The organism is Pectobacterium polonicum (assembly GCF_005497185.1).
Lineage (GTDB): Bacteria > Pseudomonadota > Gammaproteobacteria > Enterobacterales > Enterobacteriaceae > Pectobacterium > Pectobacterium polonicum.
In genome coordinates this window covers 50158-65655 of sequence record NZ_RJTN01000003.1, presented here as the reverse complement: position 1 = coordinate 65655, position 15498 = coordinate 50158, and the positions used below count along the sequence as shown (strand labels likewise).

Here is a 15498-nt window from a genome sequence, read left to right as displayed (position 1 = left end):
ATTGCTGGTGATAATAAATGGCTAATATTATTAGTTGTACCACCCGAGATGGCGAGCTCGTCCAGTACGTTGACGAAGTCATCGGTTCGGGTTCGATGAAAGATGTCTATTTCTCTCCCGACAAGACCTACGTGGTGGCTTTCTATAAAAAGCCACAGAATGAGCAGGCGAAAGAGCGAATTGCGATGATCACCGGCCGCTATCGGCAAAGTATTTTTGAGCAGGCGGGCGGCGAATATTGGCAAGATCTGTTCTGCTGGCCGACCAGCGTGGTTGAACACGAGGGGCGAATTGGTATTGTGGTGCCAACCTACCACAGCCACTTTTTCTTTAAGTATGGTTCCAAGAATAATGATTTTCTTGGCATCAAAGGGCGAGAAAAAGAAGGAAAATGGTTCGCCAGTGCGAATAACCAGAATAAATTTCTCGATCCGCGTGAGCGCGGTAACCTGCTGAATTACCTAAAAGTCTGCTTGCTATTGACTCGGGCAGTACGCCGTATGCACGCCGCCGGTCTGTGCCATAGCGATCTCAGTTATAAGAACGTGCTGGTTGATCCCGAAGCGGGTCATGCCTGCGTGATCGATATCGATGGTCTGGTGGTGCCGGGGAAATATCCACCGGACGTCGTGGGTACGCCGGACTTTATTGCCCCCGAAGTGGTGAAAACGACGCATCTGGCGAAAGAAGATGCCAATCGGATTCTGCCTAGCATCAGTACCGATCGCCATGCGTTAGCCGTATTGATCTACATGTATCTGTTTTACCGGCACCCGCTACGGGGTGGTAAAATTCATGATATGGATGATGAGATGCGGGACGAATCCCTGTCCATGGGGGAAAGGGCGCTGTTTATCGAACATCCGACAGACCGCAGCAATGCGGTTAAGCTCGGCCAAATCAGTCCGTCGTCCCTGCCATGGGCGGATACGGATAAGATCCCTTTTACCATTTTGGGGCCTTATCTTACGCCTCTGTTTGAGAAAGCATTTATTACCGGTTTGCATGAGCCAGCCAAGCGTCCGACGGCGGATGAGTGGGAAACGGCACTGGTGAAAACGGTCGATCTTATCCAGCCGTGCCAGAACTCAGCGTGCGAACAGGAATGGTATGTCTTTTCGGGTAAGACTCAGCCCTCATGCCCTTATTGCGGTACGCCGTATAAAGGCAAGCTGCCGATACTCAACCTGTATTCTTCGCGTAAAACAGGGAGCTATCGCCCTGATGACCACCGTCTGATGGTCTGGAACGGCCAGTCCCTGTATGCCTGGCATGTTAATCGCCTGATTGCCCCCAATGAGCGCACGACGCCAGAACAGAAGAAACGTGTGGGTTATTTTGTTTTTCATAATGACCAATGGTGGCTGGTGAATGAAGGTATTGATGAGTTGATGTCATTACCTGATAAACAGAGGGTCGCTATCGGGGATAAACTGGCGTTGACGGACGGCGCACAGTTTGTGCTTTCCACCCAAGAGGGGGGAAGGCTGGTGGTGGTACAACTGGTATCCAATTAACGTTCGGCTGTACCAACAGCGTGCATAACATTAAGGGCAGCGTCTGGCGGGAAGTTTCCCGGCATTGCTGCCCTTGTCTATTTCTCTTGGCCGTCTGGCGTTAGCAGGCGCGGGGCTTATTTCATGCTGGCGACGAGGGTATCGACGTTGTGCTTAAACGCGCTCGTATAGGTCGCTGCCGGGCCGGACGCGTCGGTCAGGGCTTCAGGGTACAGTTCACCGCCGGGCTGTGCGCCGCTGGCATTGGCGATTTGCTTCACCAGACGCCCATCGGTCTGGTTCTCAATGAAGTAGCTTTTCACCTTCTCTTGCTTGATTTGCTTAATCAGCGAGGCCACTTTTTTGCTGCTGGCTTCAGATTCGGTAGAGTAGCCCACCGGCGACAGGAACTTCACGCCATAGGCCTGACTGAAGTAGCCGAATGCGTCATGGCTGGTCAGCACCTTGCGCTTTTCTGGCGGGATAGCGGCAAAGGTTTTCTTCGCGTAGCGATCCAGCTCCTGTAGCTGTGTGATGTAGGCTTCTCCCTGCTGACGATAGTAATCGGCATTGGCAGGATCGGCTTTTGCCAGCGCATTGACGATATTGTGTGCGTAGATCACGCCGTTGCTCATGCTGTTCCAGGCATGCGGATCGGTTTCCGTTTTGCCGTCTTCCACCATTGAGCGTGTTTCAATCCCGTTGGAGGCTGTAATAACGTCGCCATGATAGCCAGATGCGGTGACCAGTCTGTCGATCCAGCCTTCTAAGCCTAGACCATTAACGAAAACCAGATCGGCGCTAGCCAGCGTTTTACTGTCTTTTGGCGACGGTTCAAACTCATGCGGATCGCCATTCGGTTTCACCAGATCGGTCACGGTAACACGATCGCCGCCGATGTGGCTGACCATATCGCCAAGTACGGAAAAGCTGGCAACTACATCAAGATTTTTTGCCATCGCCAGTGGGCTAAGCAGCAGGCCGGATAACGCGATAGCTAATAGTGAACGTTTCATTTTTCCCTCACAGACAGTTGCAGATAACGAAATGGATCGGTCAACGACGCAGGCGTAACAGCCCGCCGTGGTGACCAACACAGACCGAGAAACAGAAAAACAGCGTCATCGTCAGGATGATGGCGGGGCCAGCAGGCAACTCGGCATAGTAAGACCACAGCAGCCCGATCAGGCTGGCAATCATTCCTTGCAGCACTGCGATGCCGAGCATTGCGGGCAGGCGCTGCGTCCAGAACCGTGCGCTGGCGGCTGGCAGCATCATCATGCCGACCGTCATCAGCGTGCCTAGCAGTTGGAACCCGGCAACCAGATTGAGCACTACCAGCGACAGAAACAGGCCGTGGATCAATGCCCGATACCGCCCTGAGTTCATGCGCAGGAAGGTCACGTCAAATGATTCAATCACCAGCGCCCGATAGAGAGCGGCCAGTACCAGCAAGGAGGCAGAGCCAATCAGTGCAATGTCGATCAGTGCCGCGCGATCTACCGCCAGAATCGATCCGAACAGCACATGCAGCAGATCGACGCTGGAGCCGCGCAGTGAAACCAACGTCACGCCGAGCGCCAGCGAACCGAGGTAAAATCCAGCAAAGCTGGCATCCTCTTTCAATTCCGTGTGGCGGGTGACGAAGCCAGAGAGCATGGCGACGGACAGCCCGGCAATGAAGCCGCCAATGCCCATCGCCAGCAGCGACATCCCCGAAATGAGGTAGCCGATGGCGACGCCGGGTAACACCGCATGTGACAGCGCATCACCAATCAAGCTCATGCGTCGCAACAGCAGGAAGCAGCCCAATGGCGCGGCGCTCAGCGTGATGACCAGACAACCGACCAGCGCACGGCGCATAAAACCAAATTCGGTAAACGGAGAAGTAATAAGATGAAATAGCATCATGACGTGACGATCCTGAGCGTTGGCGTATCACTTTCCGCCTTGCGCAGGCTATGTAATATGGGATGGGCATCTCCCCAGCGATGGCCATCTGGGGTAAGGTGCAAGATAGTTGGAAAATGCTGATTAACCAGTTCCAGATCGTGCAACACGGTAAGAATGGTTCTGCCTTCGGCGTGAAGCTGTTCGATAATCTGCAAGAGCGTTTTCGTGGTTTGGCTATCGACGCCGGTAAAAGGCTCGTCCAGCAGAATGATGGGAGCCTGTGTCAGCAGCAGTCGCGCGAAGAGCACGCGCTGTAGCTGCCCGCCGGAAAGGACGCCAATATGACGATTGGCGAAATCTCCCATTGAGACGGCGTCGAGTGCATCAGTGGCTTTGCGGTGCCAGTTGGCGTTAATACTCCGTAACAAGCCGCGATGGGGCAGTGAACCCATCAGCACCAGATCGCGCACGTTAATAGGAAACTGCCGATCGAATTCGGAGAGCTGTGGCAGATAGCCGATAGCATTCTCTTGGCTACTCGCTCCGAGGCTGAACGTACCGTAAAGCGGCGGCAGCAACCCCGCCAGCGTTTTCAGCAGGGTCGATTTCCCCGTACCGTTCGCGCCAATCATTGCCGTCAACGATCCCTGATGAAAACACCCGCTGAGCGTACCTAATGGCGGTTGTCCACGGTAGCCAAAAGCCAGTTCCTGTAAAGTAATCATGGCAGCATCACCGCCCACCCGACGAATAGCCACAACAGTGCTAACAGCAGGGAAATCAGTAACACGCGCTTCAGCGCGGAGAGGGAGTAAAAACTTGTCATTATCATCGGTTAAAAATTGAATTGTTATATTATAACATATCATTTTTTGACGATGACGACAGAGGGAATAGGTAAAAAATTATGTAAGTCGATTGGGTGTGATTGATGAGGCAGGGGGCAATATTTCGTGCGCTTCAAGCACTGTTATCTTCATGCTACGTCGTAGCACGCGCCCGACATAGGGGGCTACGCCAGCCCCCTATGAACCCCGGCTTTTGGCGGAAATTATGCCGCTAACGCGGTGCCTTCGGTGCCCATGCCCGCTTTTCGAGCCGCCAGTGACGCGTTTACTCGCCCCATAAATGGGGCTCGCCCTTCGGGCCAGCACAAGTACTGTTCAAAAATGTCTCTGACATTTTTGTCCGACGCGGCACTGGCTTTCGCGGCGTCCATGCCGCTCACTCGGCGTTCATGTTCACCTCAGCATAATTTTTTACGCCGTGAAGAGAAGACCCGTGAGCAATATGAGTTGGCTCAGTTTTATCTTTAGCGTGGCGTACGAAGCCGCCACCGAAAGAGAAAATCTTATACCGTTAAAAAATTCCCCTGCATATCAACTACAAAGCGAGTCGCAGGCTCGTCATTAATATAACCGGCGAGGATTTTCAGCATCAGGCCGAAGCGGTGTTGCAGGCTGTCTGGCGGCAGTGCGGTCGTTGGCGTGTAGGCCGCCAGCAGTGCGCGATACAGTTTCACCCGCGCAGCTGGAATATCCTGCCAGGCGAGATCGCTGCCGTTGCGCAGACAGTACCAGTCGGTCACCAGCGTGAGCAGGGAAATATCCTGTAACCCTTCGGTGCCTGCGATTGCCTTCGGTTTACGCTCGGCGACGTCGGGGAGTGCTTTGGCGCTGAGCGGTTCCTGTTGCTGTGCAATCCACAGTAGATCGCCGCAGTTCAGGGTATTGATGAGAGGCGATAAATCTTCTGGCCAGTCTTTCACTAGGAAACGCTGACGTACCAACAGCGCCAGATGATGGTGCAGGAAGTCGTAATAGTCGCGGCTTTTCAGAATATCACCCAGCGGCTCGCCGGTGCGATCCAACTCTTTCTGATAAAACGGAAACAGATGGTTAAACTGCGGCACGTTGCGCAGTACCAGCGTATCAATATCTACTCGGTCGCTATGTAGCGTTGCTAGCTTCATTGCGGGCGGGTAAGCGGCCAGCGATGGCACCGCGACATTCACCAGTGTGCCTTGTGACCCGCGATACACGCCAGTGTCGTTAACGTGCAGGTGGCCGCTGAAATGCAGACGGATTCCGGCTGCCAGCGCCTGTTCGGCGACCTCTGGCCGCGGCGTGCGTTTAATGAAGCTGTTGCTGCCAAAGAGCTGTTTTTCATCTTCTACCGTGCCGTCGAGAAAATCGACCAGCGGATAGTGCGAGAACACCAGCAGCTTCTTGTTCTGCGCTTTCGCCCGTTGCACTACCGATTTCACCCACGGCAGCATGAACGGCTTTTCCGTCAACAAGGCGTTCCAGCCCGTGTCGCTGCTGGTGGAGTAGCCTTTGATCTCCTCACGTTTTTCCGGGCCGTTTTTAACCTGATACACGTTGGCGTCAATGGAAAGCAGCCACAGTCCGGCTTCCGGCTCCACCAGATAGGAGGCGTCTACGATGTTCCACTGTTTGCTGCCGTCCGGCGAACGGGCGAGATACTGACGCTGACTGAGTTCATCACTGTCACCAAACGGCGTTTCCCAGTGCAGAAAATCGTCGCGTTTAAAGAAACCAAACGGCTTCATCAGCGGCAGGCCGCGCTCATAGCCGAGCGCCTGCATCTTGGCCGTGACAATCAGCGACTGCGCGTCACCCAGTTTAACGCCGGGTTTACTGCTTAACAGAGTGCTGGTGCCGTCGGCGTTGAGCATTCTTTCCCACGAGTCATCCCCCTGTGGGCGGTTGATATCATGATTGCCTGGTGTGGCGAAAAAGCGCATCCCGTGACGCTGCTCATACTGTGTCAGGATGGCGGCAATGCCTTCAACGGTAGGCTGTTGGCCGTCATCAGAATAATCGCCGGACAGCACCACGTATTTCACCTGCTGTTTTGCCAGTTCGTCCAGCGCCGCCAGCAGCGCAAAGTAGGGCTCGTTGAAGATACGGGTCGAATTCACCGAATCTTTCAGGGTGCGAATGGTCAGCGTCTTTCCCGTCTGCGCATCGGGCAGGCCGTCAAAATCGTAGTTACCGTAGATATTATGAACGTGAACATCCGAAATAATGGCAATACGTAGCGGCCCAGCGGGTACAGCTGATTCGCCGTTAGCGTGAAAAAAGCCGCCAGCCAGCGTAATAGCGCTGCCTGCACCGAGCTTGACGAAGGTTCTGCGAGTGAGTGATTCCATGACTATCTCCATAGGTGGGGTTGCTGGTCGAACCCAAAGGACTAGCGGTATAACGCATAATCATGACAGGCAATCAATCGTGCGCCGTCGAGTGCATCGCCCATCGGGGCGGCGAGTTGGGATTGCCACTCGTCCGCTAGCCACGGGCGAATATGTAAGCCGATGCTGCCCATGAGCGACAGGCGGGGAGGCGTATGGCGTGCCACGGCGGCCAACAGCAGGCCGATTTCGCTGGCCGTCTGCGCCAGTAGCGCGTGAGAAACGGTATCGTCCTGCTGAGCGCAGTCAAATACGTGGCGGGCGAACTGCGCATAGTCGCCCGGTTTCGCCTGCTGACTAAACGTCTGTAGCGCGTCGAGCGTGTTCGCGGCCTGTGTGGGCGCTACGCGGGCGGAAAAGAAATCGTCGATGCGCTGACTGAGCGCAGACGGCGCGCACCAGCCTTGCAGCACATCATAGGTATGTTGCAGTGCCGCTAGCCCAAGCCGTGCGCCGCTGCCCTGATCGGAAATAGGGAATTCATGGCCGCCGTAGGCGGTAATCGTCCGGTTTTGCCACGCCAGCCCGCAGGAACCCGTGCCGGCAATCACTACGCCCGCATCTTTCCCTTGGTTGACCGCCAGACAGGCGCCCAGCGCATCGGTATTGAGCACCTGAGCGGCGTAAGGATGCGGCAACGCCAGAAAGGCATCATAGGCGGCGCGGTGTTCTGCGCTGGCGAGTGCCAGCCCGACTTTCAGCCGGGATACGTCATCCGGTGACAGTCCGCTGTGCTTCAACGCCTGCGCGATAGCGTCGTCCACCGACTGGCGAACGTTCTCCACGCCGAGCAGCAGATTGGCGCGACCGCCGTGTCCCTGCCCAAGCGGCGTACCGTCCGCCTGATAAATCCGTGCCCGACAGCCTGTTCCGCCGCCATCTACACCGGCATACAGCCATGTTGTCATGATGCGCGTGCTCCAGAATCCAGATAGGGAAGGCAGGCAACCGCCAGATCGCCGCTGAGACTGACGGTTTCAGTCTGCGAGTCTGGCAGGCTGCTGAGCAGCAGAGCCAGCTCACCCGCGCAGCGGGTCAGCAGTTGCACCGCCAGCACATCCTGCGGGTGCGCCAGCACAACGTGTCCTAGCGTGCTGTAGTCTGCGGCCTGCGCCTGTTTTGACCAGTCGATCACCCGATCGATATGCTTATCGAAGTGCAGGAACAGCGCTTCACTGAGTGGCGTCAGTGGGGTGATGCCCTCAACGGCCTGAAGCATCTCCTGCACCGCCCACAGCCCCAGCCGCGACAGGCTGGCTGGGTTGCCGATGGGAAAGCTATCGCTGCCGCGACAGGTCAGGAGGCCGTCATGCCAGTACAGCAGCCGGGTAAAACCGCCGGTGACCAGCAGATAGCGGCTTTGCCCCGGCCAGCGCTGTTCGCACAACGTGCTCTCCTGCGCCCGATCAAAGGGGCGATCGCCATCAATGCCGATCTCCCTCAGTTGCCCTTTCACGGTGCGTTTTTCCGCTGTTGTTGATTCGTCGCGATCGTTTCGTTGAGGCGCTTCACATCATTTGAGGTCAGGCGCAGATACTCATCAAACGACACCTGATCGTTCAGGTATTGGGTAAAGCGCGTCAGGATGATGGGGTACAGTTCGTTCGCGCCCAGACTTTCCATGCGTTCCCAATCAAAGACGTAAGACGGGATCTTTTTGATCTCTTCACGCGCAGTGTTCAGGCCGTCGATCACGTGCTTATCTTTGGTCTGGTAGTGCAGATCGGCAATATCCGCGCCGACGATGATATTGAAGCGCTCGGCAATCTCACGCTGTAGCGGTTCGCTGCCCAGCCATTCCATGAATTCGGCGACTTCCTGCGGGTGTTTGGTGGTGGTGAACGGCATGATGAAAGTCGCGCCGCCCATCGAAATACACTTCTCTTTGCAAGGTGCGGGCAGCACTTTCCAGTCAAAACCGTCGCCAATCTGCTTACTGAACTGGTTCAACAGCCAGTTGCCGGAGAAGTAGGTCACGATGTTGCCGTTCACGAAATCGTCCGCCATGCTCTTGTACTGACCGCCGCCCGCCGCGCCCCACATTTCACGCGGGAACACACCTTCATCCGACCAGCGTTTCAGATCTTTAATCCACTGCTGCGCTGCCGCATCCGGGAAGTTGATCAGCCCGTCTTTATCGTAACGTGCGCCATAGGAGTAGGCCGGGCCGGAGAAGCGAAAACCGCTTCGGTCGATGGTGAAGGGAATATGCACACCGGTTTTGTCTGCGACCAGCTTCGAGGCTTTCATCAAATCATCAATCGTGTAGCCCGGCTGCGGTAGCGGAACGCCCGCCTGCTCAAACAGCGTCACGTTAATAAATGGCAGGTCGGCGGTCCAGGAAGCGACAAAACCCGGCAGCGCATCCGCTTTATGCACGCCTTTCACGCGCATGATCTTTTCGATACCCGCGCTGTAGCGTTTCTCAAATGCAGCGGGATCTTTCAAGTAGGGACGTAAATCCAGCGTATAGCCGAGCAGCCCCATTTGCGTGGTTTTAGCAATATCGGGGCCTAAGCCCGCAGCCAACTGCATCGGTAACTGTGTTTGCAGCGCGTTATAGCCAGTGCTGACGAAATTCACATCAATGCGTTCATTACTTTGAGAGAAGGATTTAACTTTCTGCTCCATGAAATGCACTAATTCGGGATCGTCGTCACTATATAAAAATGTTATTTGCGTTTTGGCGGCTAACGCGCTGTTGCCGAATAACCCCAGTGCAAGGGCGGAAAAAAATAACGCGGTGTTGGGACGTATCATAAACATCTCCACATCATAGGTTTGATTAATGGCGCAAATACCCAAGCGTTGGCGACGGGCTTATTTTATTCCTGCGGTTTATCCTGTCTTTTAATTAATGCAAATTTGCATTCATCTGTCATTTTCATCATGCAATCATGGACAGAACCCTGACTGATTTATGTGAAGCAGGTTAAAGATATTTTAAATGTTGATTTAAATAAAGCATTTTTGTGATATTAATCACATATATAAACGCGATAATCTTATTTATTAATGCGAAATGTCAATAAATGAATGCAAATGACAATTTAATGCAAATTTGCATTCTAATTGCGATATCACAGTGCAGGGAATGACCCGCTGCCCTAAATATTGGCAGGGCGTGCACAGCGAAAGTGCAAATAAGTGCAGCCATACATTTTCGTTATTTTATTTTCAACGCCGTAAACAGGATTCCGTATGAATATCGGTTGGAAATTAAAGAAGAACGGCGTCATTAATCGGTTTCTCATCACCGAGTTGACGGAAAAACGTTATTTCGCCGAGCCGGATACGCTGCCGGATAAGGTGAATTACCGCTTTATTAACGGTTTTGTCGATGTTGGCGTACTGCCCTGTCGCGTGCGTTTTTTGCAGGAAGAGGCAAAGCGCGAAGTGGTGCTGCCGGACGATTTACGTTTCCCGCTGATGTGGAGCGGCGGCGATGAAAGCCGCAGCGTGAATTTCAGCGATTTCTGGCCGTGTCCGGTTCACGTTCAGCGCTTTGCTCGCTGCGTGATCCACAGCGACAGCGTGCAGACGGCACCGTTTACGCTCAGCACCTGCGGCGGCGTCACGCTGTGGCTGAACGGTGAGCCGATTACCCGCTTTACGCCGTTTACCCGCAACACCGAGCAAACCTGTGCGATCTCGCTGCCGTTGAGAGCGGGGCTGAACACGCTGGTGGTGCACAGCGAAGAGCTGTGCGAGCGCGATACCGACTACCTGTTTAGCCTGTGCTATCAGGGGGAAGACACGCTCTTCTGGCAGCTTGATGAAGACGCGGCGCTCAGCGCACAGCTGACCGCGCTGGATGGCTGGGTGAACGGGCTGACGCTGGAGAATAACCTGATCCAACCGCCCGTACTGGTGCTGAATAGCACGCAGCCGCTGCCGGAATCCGTGACGATGGCGCATCGGCTGATTGGCAACGTCAACGAATCTGTCCCCGCATGGCAGCAGAAACAGACGCTGCCTGCGGGTAATCTGGGCTGGCAGGTGGATTTACCCAAAATCTTGGTTGGCTATTACGATCTGGTCTGCGCCGCGACCTGCAACGGCATTACGCTGACGCGCACCCTCAGCTTTGGGCGCTTGCCTGAACAAACGATGCCTGCGCTGCCAACATTAGCGGCACGGCGTGAAGCGGTACTGCGCCATACCGCGTTACACGGTTTTGAGCGCCTCGGGCGGCTGCTGGCGATTGTCGAAACCGGTGAGGGCAACGATGCCGCTGCGCCGATTCTCAATAGTGCATTGCAGAAAATCAGCCGTCGCGAAGACTGTGCCGATTTCCAACTGGTGCCGCTGATTTGGCTGTGGCAGCGCTATCAGGGACAGCAGTTGCCGCCGCAGGACTGGCGGCGCGTGCGCAGCTCGATTCTCGGTTTCCGCTACTGGATTGATGAGCCGGGCAACGACACCATGTGGTTCTGGAGCGAAAACCACTGCCTGTGCTTCCACGTTGCGCAGTATCTGGCCGGACAAAACTTCCCGGATGACACCTTCCCGTGCAGCGGCCGTCGCGGTCTGGAGCAAAAGGCGATTGCCCATGAACGCCTGACGCGCTGGTTTGATTCCATTCTGGAACACGGGCTGGTGGAGTGGAATTCGGCGGCCTATTACCCCATCGATCTGATTGGTCTGGTGGCGTTGTACGAGCTGGCGCAGGACGCCGATCTACGCGAGAAATCCCGCGTGGTGATTGACCGCATCATGCTGATGACGGCGTGGGTGCATCAGAACGGCGTCGCGGTTGGCACCATGGGACGCGCCTACGATAAAGAGCTGCGCTCCGGCATGTTGACCGAGCTGTCCGGCCTGTGTGCGCTGATGTGGGGCGAGGGCTGGCTGATTCCGCACTGCGCTGCGCTGCCGCTGCTGTGCCTGAGCGACTATCAGCCGCCGGAAACGACGGATCGGATCGCGCACTGGTCACTGCCGCACGGCGCAGAAGCGCGCTGGGTGCAAGGGCTGAACCGCAGCGCCCGCATCATCGCCTGGAAGCAGCGCGACGTTGCCTTTTCTTCTGTTTTCGATCATCACCCCAGCGAGCATGGGCACCAGCAGCATCTGCTGGATGTGCGGCTGGGCACACACTATGCCGCCCGCCTGTGGGTGAACCACCCCGGCGAAGATCGTCCCGACGGCGTACACCGTCCTTCTTACTGGGCGGGAAACGGACGTTTGCCGCACCTGATGCAACATCGTAATCGCGCGCTGATGGTGTTCGATCTGCAACAGGATATCCGCCCGTGGACGCACCTTTATCTGCCGCAAACCGCACTGGATGAGGTCATCGTTGAAGATGTCTGGTGCTTTGTGCGCGGCGGCAACGGCTATGCCGCGTTTCATAATCCCGCCGGATTGCAGCCGTTTGCGACCGCAGGCCAGCAGGCGGAAGGCGAACTGCGGGCGTATGGCGAACAGAACGTCTGGTTCGTTGCCGTGGACAGCGGCGATGGTGCAGAGGGATTTGCCACGTTTGCTGACCGCTTCCGAGGGCATTCGCTGGTGAAAGATAGCGACGGCGTGCGTATCGACGATCCCGATTACGGCGAACTGGCCTTTAGCTATGCGGCAGGATTCAGCGTGGCGCAGCAGCCTTTCCTTTTCCCCGACGATGTCCCGGTCGTCCCGCAGTTCAACACAGGAAACCCATGACATGCAGACAGGTTCACTTAACCGACAACAAACCGAAGTGCTGCTGGCGCAGGTGGCGCGGGCGTTTTGCCGCCTGAAAGCGATCGACAGCGTAACGCAGGACGACGCATCGGACGCCGGGCTAACGATTCAATTTGAAGAATGGGATTGGGAAGTTGGCGTCGGGCTGTACGGCTTCTGGAAGCTGGCGCATCTGACGCAGGATGACACCATGCTGACGACGCTGGCGAACTGGTATCAGCAAAAGCTGGATGCCGGGCTGCCGCCGCGCCAGATTAACTCGACGGCTCCGATGCTGGTGCTGGCTTTGCTGTGTCAGGACAAGCCGGACGCACCCGCACCGTGGCGCGAAACCGTGAGCGATTGGGCGGACTGGCTGCTGCACTCGCTGCCAAAAACCGAGGATGGCGGCTTCCAGCATACGGTAAAAGAGCGGCCGAATACCGGACAGCTGTGGGACGACACGCTGTTTATGGCGGGCCTGTTTCTGGTGGTCGCGGGGAAATTGCTTTCCCGCCGCGATCTGATCGAAGAGGCGGAATACCAGCTGGTCACGCACGCGCGCTATCTGGCCGATGTGCGCAGCGGGCTGTGGTATCACGGCTGGACGTTCGTCGGTCGCCATCACTATGCCAATGCGTTCTGGGGACGCGGCAACGCCTGGATCACGCTGGTGCTGCCGGAAATGCGGGTGCTGGCGGAGGATCAGCTGTCTGCGCCGGTACTGCGTACGCTGGAAGCGATTCTGGAACAGCAAACGACAACGCTGGCGCGCTGCCAGCACGATTCCGGCCTGTGGCACACGCTGCTGGATGACCCGGATTCTCCGCTGGAGACGTCCGCCAGCGCCGGGTTTATTGCCGGGATTCTGACGGCGCGGCGGCTGGGCATGCTGCGCGACTTCCCGCAGGACGTGCTGGAAAAAGGCTATGCCGCCGTGGTGGCGCAGATTGACGCGCAGGGCGTGGTGCAAGGTGTCTCGGACGGCACGGCGATGGGACACGACTTACAGTTCTATCGCGATATTCCCAATGTCGCTGTGCCTTACGGGCAGGCGCTGGTCATGCTGATGTTATTGGCACAGTTAGATTCTGTTTGCGAGGGCTGACAATGGCGAGTCTGGAACTAAAAAACGTCCACAAAAGTTATGGTGCGGTGAGCATCATCAAAGGCGTGGACTTAACGATTCATGACGGCGAGTTCATGGTTTTTGTCGGCCCGTCGGGCTGTGGAAAATCCACGCTGCTGCGCATGATTGCCGGGCTGGAAGAGATCAGCAGCGGCGAGCTGTGGATCGACAACCGCAAGGTGAACGATCTCACGCCAGCAGAGCGCAAGATTGCGATGGTGTTCCAGTCTTACGCGCTCTATCCGCACCTCTCGGTGCGCAAGAACCTCGCGTTCGGGCTGGAGAACTTGCACTTTCCCAAAGGCGAAATCATCCGTCGTATTGATGAAGCCGCCCGTATGCTGGGGTTGGAACCTTATCTGGATCGCCGACCGCGCGCGCTGTCGGGCGGACAGCAGCAGCGCGTCGCCATTGGCCGCGCGATCGTGCGTGAACCGGACCTGTTCCTGTTTGACGAACCGCTCTCGAATCTGGATGCCAAGCTGCGCGTGCAGACGCGCGGCGAGCTGTCTCGCCTGCACCAGAAGCTGCGCACCACCATGATTTACGTGACTCACGATCAAGTGGAAGCGATGACGATGGCGCAGCGCATTGTGGTGCTGAACGCTGGCCGCATCGAGCAGGTTGGCACGCCGTTGGAGTTGTTCAATCGGCCGAAAAACAAATTTGTCGCGGGCTTCATTGGCTCCCCACGCATGAATATGTTCCCGGCGCAGATCGTCGCCACCGGTACCGACGGCGTCGAAGTGCAGTGTCCGTCCGGCAATCGTCTGGTGCTGCCGTTTATCGGCACCGTCGGGCAGAACGTCACGCTCGGCATTCGCCCTTCACACTGTGAGCTGGTGGAGGAAGGCGAGGGGATTGCACTGTGTGTCGATCGCTGCGAGATGATGGGGCATGAAACCTTTATCTACGGGCGAATGGGCGGCATTGACGATGAAATGATCGTCCATCTGGCGCAGCACCGCGAGTTCGCCACGGGTGAATCGGTATTCGTCCGCTTCCCGCCAACGTACTGCCATCTGTTCGATGGCAAAACGGATGACACATTGCCGCGCGGTAGCGAGCATTAATTATCGCGACGGGAGAGGACGACATGAAAAAGATTGCCTTACTGCCCGCAGGATCGCTGATCGATAAGCTGGTAACGCCAGTGGAAAAAGCGGTGAATCTGCTACAAAAACTCGGTGGCCGCAAAGTGATGCCGTGGTTTTTTATCGCGCCGAATATGCTGCTGTTCGCCGTTTTTGTCTTTATTCCGATTCTGCTGGCGGTGTGCTACGCCTTTACCGGCGGCACCAATATCCTGCTGTGGGAACGCCCCTACGTCGGCGTGGATAACTTTTCCACGCTGCTGAGCTGTGGCAACTACGCCGAGCCATCCACCTGTGAACAGGATCTGTTCTGGACCGGCGTCTACAACACCGTGTCGTTCACCTTTTTCAACGTGCTCTGCACGCTGCTGGTGGCGCTGGTGACGGCGCTGATCCTCAACCGCAAGATTATCGCCCGTGGCTTTTTCCGCGCCATGTTCTTCTATCCGGTGCTGCTGTCACCGGTGGTGGTTGGCCTGATCTGGCAGTGGTTCCTTAACCGCAACGGCCTGCTGAATCTGGTGCTGTCGTCGCTGGGCGGGCAGCCGATTACCTTCCTGCTCGACCCGACATTTTCACGCTTCTGGGTGGTGTTTGTCTCCGTCTGGTTTCACGTCGGATTTTATACCCTGATCTTGCTGGCCGGATTGCAGGCGATCCCGCGTGATATCTATGAGGCGGCGGCGGTGGACGGCACCTCGCGCTGGCGTGGTTTTTATCGCCTGACGTTGCCGCTGCTGGCACCGAACATTCTGGTGGTGGTGATTTTGCTGACCATCAACAGCGTGCAGATCTTCGATGAAGCCTGGGTGTTGACCAACGGCGGCGGCCCCGGCACGGCCAACAGCTTTATCGTGCAGTACATCTACCAGACCGCCTTCTCGTCGAATGCTTCGCTCTATGGTCTGGCCTCGGCAGCGTCGGTGCTGATGGGCGTGGTGCTGATGATTCTGACGGCATTGCAGTTCCTGCTGACGCGTCGGCTGGAAGGGAAAAAATAACGGGAGC

The 15498-nt window shown here is 56.3% G+C and carries 13 protein-coding genes; 5 read left to right on the top strand and 8 right to left on the bottom strand.

The annotated features are described in order from the left end of the window. The first annotated feature begins 17 nt into the window (after positions 1-17). Positions 18-1517, top strand: a complete 1500-nt coding sequence (locus EDI29_RS04945; RefSeq protein ID WP_137739984.1) for a helix-hairpin-helix domain-containing protein — start codon at positions 18-20, stop codon at positions 1515-1517. A 116-nt stretch (positions 1518-1633) separates the two neighbouring features. On the opposite strand, the gene EDI29_RS04940 is transcribed toward EDI29_RS04945, so the two are convergent. The 8 genes from EDI29_RS04940 to EDI29_RS04910 all read right to left on the bottom strand — a co-directional run bounded on the left by EDI29_RS04940 (position 1634) and on the right by EDI29_RS04910 (position 9363). Further along, positions 1634-2512, bottom strand: coding sequence for a metal ABC transporter substrate-binding protein (locus tag EDI29_RS04940; RefSeq protein ID WP_137739983.1), 879 nt, complete (start codon positions 2510-2512; stop codon positions 1634-1636). Between the two features lie 40 nt (positions 2513-2552). Beyond that, positions 2553-3407: a metal ABC transporter permease gene (locus tag EDI29_RS04935; RefSeq protein ID WP_137739982.1), complete on the bottom strand. Its 855-nt coding sequence runs from the start codon at positions 3405-3407 to the stop codon at positions 2553-2555. Further along, a complete protein-coding gene (locus EDI29_RS04930) occupies positions 3404-4114 on the bottom strand; it encodes a metal ABC transporter ATP-binding protein (RefSeq protein ID WP_137739981.1) in 711 nt (236 codons plus the stop codon). The genes EDI29_RS04935 and EDI29_RS04930 overlap by 4 nt, the downstream gene beginning before the upstream one ends. Positions 4115-4440: 326 nt before the next feature. Beyond that, positions 4441-4617 carry a hypothetical protein gene (locus EDI29_RS22705; RefSeq protein ID WP_167494478.1) on the bottom strand — a complete coding sequence of 59 codons (177 nt, stop codon included), beginning with the start codon at positions 4615-4617 and terminating at the stop codon, positions 4441-4443. Between the two features lie 123 nt (positions 4618-4740). Beyond that, the gene (locus EDI29_RS04925; RefSeq protein ID WP_137739980.1) at positions 4741-6564 is read right to left on the bottom strand and encodes a metallophosphoesterase; all 1824 of its coding nucleotides are present in this window, start codon (positions 6562-6564) and stop codon (positions 4741-4743) included. A gap of 41 nt (positions 6565-6605) precedes the next feature. Further along, positions 6606-7511, bottom strand: coding sequence for a glucosamine kinase nucleotide-binding domain-containing protein (locus EDI29_RS04920; protein ID WP_137739979.1), 906 nt, complete (start codon positions 7509-7511; stop codon positions 6606-6608). Further along, the gene (locus tag EDI29_RS04915; RefSeq protein WP_137739978.1) at positions 7508-8059 is read right to left on the bottom strand and encodes a glucosamine kinase; all 552 of its coding nucleotides are present in this window, start codon (positions 8057-8059) and stop codon (positions 7508-7510) included. The genes EDI29_RS04920 and EDI29_RS04915 overlap by 4 nt, the downstream gene beginning before the upstream one ends. After that, a complete protein-coding gene (locus EDI29_RS04910) occupies positions 8056-9363 on the bottom strand; it encodes an ABC transporter substrate-binding protein (RefSeq protein WP_137739977.1) in 1308 nt (435 codons plus the stop codon). Before EDI29_RS04910 ends, EDI29_RS04915 begins: the two co-directional genes overlap by 4 nt. A gap of 441 nt (positions 9364-9804) precedes the next feature. Between EDI29_RS04910 and EDI29_RS04905 the strand changes: the two genes are divergently transcribed. Genes EDI29_RS04905 through EDI29_RS04890 form a run of 4 tightly spaced genes read left to right on the top strand, consistent with a single transcriptional unit; the run spans position 9805 to position 15491 of the window. After that, on the top strand, positions 9805-12267 hold the full coding sequence (locus EDI29_RS04905; protein ID WP_137739976.1) for a hypothetical protein: 2463 nt from the start codon (positions 9805-9807) through the stop codon (positions 12265-12267). A gap of 1 nt (position 12268) precedes the next feature. After that, on the top strand, positions 12269-13375 hold the full coding sequence (gene bglB / locus EDI29_RS04900) for a beta-galactosidase BglB (RefSeq protein WP_137739975.1): 1107 nt from the start codon (positions 12269-12271) through the stop codon (positions 13373-13375). A gap of 2 nt (positions 13376-13377) precedes the next feature. Then, positions 13378-14469 carry an ABC transporter ATP-binding protein gene (locus tag EDI29_RS04895; protein WP_137739974.1) on the top strand — a complete coding sequence of 364 codons (1092 nt, stop codon included), beginning with the start codon at positions 13378-13380 and terminating at the stop codon, positions 14467-14469. Positions 14470-14492: 23 nt separating this feature from the next. Continuing rightward, positions 14493-15491 carry a carbohydrate ABC transporter permease gene (locus EDI29_RS04890; protein ID WP_039470140.1) on the top strand — a complete coding sequence of 333 codons (999 nt, stop codon included), beginning with the start codon at positions 14493-14495 and terminating at the stop codon, positions 15489-15491. Positions 15492-15498: the final 7 nt, after the last annotated feature.

Excerpts from the sequence above, each read along its gene's own strand:
- EDI29_RS04945 (WP_137739984.1), top strand. The coding sequence starts at position 18 with ATGGCTAATATTATTAGTTGTACCACCCGAGATGGCGAGCTCGTCCAG.
- bglB (WP_137739975.1), top strand. The coding sequence starts at position 12,269 with ATGCAGACAGGTTCACTTAACCGACAACAAACCGAAGTGCTGCTGGCG.
- EDI29_RS04935 (WP_137739982.1), bottom strand. The coding sequence starts at position 3,407 with ATGATGCTATTTCATCTTATTACTTCTCCGTTTACCGAATTTGGTTTT.
- EDI29_RS04925 (WP_137739980.1), bottom strand. The coding sequence starts at position 6,564 with ATGGAATCACTCACTCGCAGAACCTTCGTCAAGCTCGGTGCAGGCAGC.
- EDI29_RS04910 (WP_137739977.1), bottom strand. The coding sequence starts at position 9,363 with ATGATACGTCCCAACACCGCGTTATTTTTTTCCGCCCTTGCACTGGGG.
- EDI29_RS04930 (WP_137739981.1), bottom strand. The coding sequence starts at position 4,114 with ATGATTACTTTACAGGAACTGGCTTTTGGCTACCGTGGACAACCGCCA.
- EDI29_RS04890 (WP_039470140.1), top strand. The coding sequence starts at position 14,493 with ATGAAAAAGATTGCCTTACTGCCCGCAGGATCGCTGATCGATAAGCTG.
- EDI29_RS04895 (WP_137739974.1), top strand. The coding sequence starts at position 13,378 with ATGGCGAGTCTGGAACTAAAAAACGTCCACAAAAGTTATGGTGCGGTG.
- EDI29_RS04920 (WP_137739979.1), bottom strand. The coding sequence starts at position 7,511 with ATGACAACATGGCTGTATGCCGGTGTAGATGGCGGCGGAACAGGCTGT.
- EDI29_RS04905 (WP_137739976.1), top strand. The coding sequence starts at position 9,805 with ATGAATATCGGTTGGAAATTAAAGAAGAACGGCGTCATTAATCGGTTT.
- EDI29_RS04940 (WP_137739983.1), bottom strand. The coding sequence starts at position 2,512 with ATGAAACGTTCACTATTAGCTATCGCGTTATCCGGCCTGCTGCTTAGC.